The 1,740-nt window shown below is 70.9% G+C and carries 2 protein-coding genes; both read right to left on the bottom strand.

Features of this window, described 5'->3' with window-relative positions; translation table 11 throughout:
* Positions 1–316: 316 nt before the first annotated feature.
* Positions 317–760 carry a hypothetical protein gene (locus tag WBP48_RS16575; protein ID WP_424441844.1) on the bottom strand — a complete coding sequence of 148 codons (444 nt, stop codon included), beginning with the start codon at positions 758–760 and terminating at the stop codon, positions 317–319.
* 230 nt (positions 761–990) lie between these two features.
* The gene (locus tag WBP48_RS16570; RefSeq protein ID WP_424441843.1) at positions 991–1,659 is read right to left on the bottom strand and encodes a hypothetical protein; all 669 of its coding nucleotides are present in this window, start codon (positions 1,657–1,659) and stop codon (positions 991–993) included.
* Between the last annotated feature and the right edge of the window lie 81 nt (positions 1,660–1,740).

Genomic DNA, 1,740 nt, shown 5'->3' with positions numbered 1-1,740 from the left:
ATGCCGAGGCGCGGCCCTCGCGCCCCGGTCCGGTGAGGGTGATCGAGCGGGCGGGCGCGAGCGGGCGGACACCCGCCGCGGCGGCCGACGACGCGATGCTGTTCTGACTCGTCGCAAAAGCAGGCTGGATCGCTCCACACGGGGCCCAGAGCCGCCCAGGTGAGCGATTCAGCCTGCTTTCGGAACAGCTTTTCAGCGGCGCTGCCGCGCCGTGGGGGCGCGAAAATCCGCCTCAGGTGGCGGGACTTTCGCATCAGAAATCAGCGGTCATCGACACCCAGGGCGGCCGCCGCGATGCTGTTCTGATCCGCCCGCGTCACACTCGAATGCGGCTCACGGCGAGCTCGGCAAGCGGAAGGTATCCCTCGGCCGGCCCCAATGCGTCGATCACGAGCCAGAGGTCATCGATGAACACGTACACCACGCCGAAGACGTACTCCGGGCCGTTCTTCGTCCAGCTGAACCCGGGCTCACCGTCCACCACGACCGCGTTGTACTCGGTGGAATCGGCCAACGAATCCATGAGGGCATCCCGAGCCTCGGCGTCGATCCGGAGCACCCGCATCGCGATGTACCCCTCGGTCACCGGGTCGGGAAACCACAGGCACTCCAGCTTCTCGGTCGCGCCAGCGGCGACCGATTGCGCCAACGGACCGGGGATGCCGTCCGCATCCGGGTCCTGATCCGCGATCCGCCACGGGAGGCCCGTCTGCGCGGAGACCTCGGCGTCGGTTGCGAGTGCCTCGCACGAGTCGGGCATCGTCGCGGCGGCCGTTGGCGAGGGCGTCGCGACCGACGTAGGGGTCGTCGTCGCGGTGGCGCGGCGCTCGTGCGCGCGGGGTCGGGGGTGTCCGCCGGATCGACGCGTGTGGCACATCCCGTCAGGCCTGCCGCCAAGATCACGGACATCGCCACCACGACGAGCGCCAGACGGGGGGTCACGATCTCACTCTAGTCGAGCGCCATTTCGCCTTCGCCGCCGCGTGCCCGTCAGCGGTCGTCGAGGCCCGGGTTGGCTGCGCGCAGCTGCGCGACCGTGGGGGCTGCGATCCAGGCTGCGGTCTGGGCGTCGATGAGGCTGCCCCGGAGAATGAGCCACGCGTCGCCCACGAACGTGTACGAGACGGTCGTGCCGCCGAGCCCTTCCTCCGTCGCTATCGCGAACGAGGGTGCTCCGTCGACCTGCGATTCAGCGTAGCCGCCGTCCGTGCGCAACTGCTCGATCAGGTCGTCCCGCGCCTCGGGCGTGATCTCGAGGGTGTACACGCCGACGGCGGAGTCGGACTGCGGCACGCCCAGCAGGCATCCGCGGTTCTGCTGCGCGCGTGACGCGGCCTGTCGCGCGGCGGGGCCGGGCAGGTCCTCCGCGATCGCCGTCCCCTCCATCGACTGGATCAGCACGACCCGACGCCACGACTCGTACTGCTGGATCGTGTCGATGGGGACGAGTTGCTCGCAGTCCGGGATGACGAGAGCGGCGGCGGGTGGCGACTGCGTGGGCGTGGGCTCCGGCGTCGCGGTGACCGTGACGGTCTCGGTGGGCGCGGGCGTGGGCGCGCCGGACGGCTCCGGCTGCGAGAAGGCGCACCCGCCGAGGGATGCCGTCAACACAACGGCCGCGAGCGGTGCGGTGGTTCGATGTCGGGATCGGAGTCGCATGTGCCCGACGCTACGGACGGGCCGCCGAACACAGGACCCCCTGGCGCTCCCCCGCGCGGCCGACTACCCTCGGCCGCCCGC

This window comes from Microbacterium sp. (genome assembly GCF_049661145.1).
Taxonomy (GTDB): Bacteria; Actinomycetota; Actinomycetes; order Actinomycetales; family Microbacteriaceae; genus Microbacterium.
Note: the sequence above shows the minus strand (reverse complement) of the source record. Positions and strands in the feature narration are given on the sequence as shown.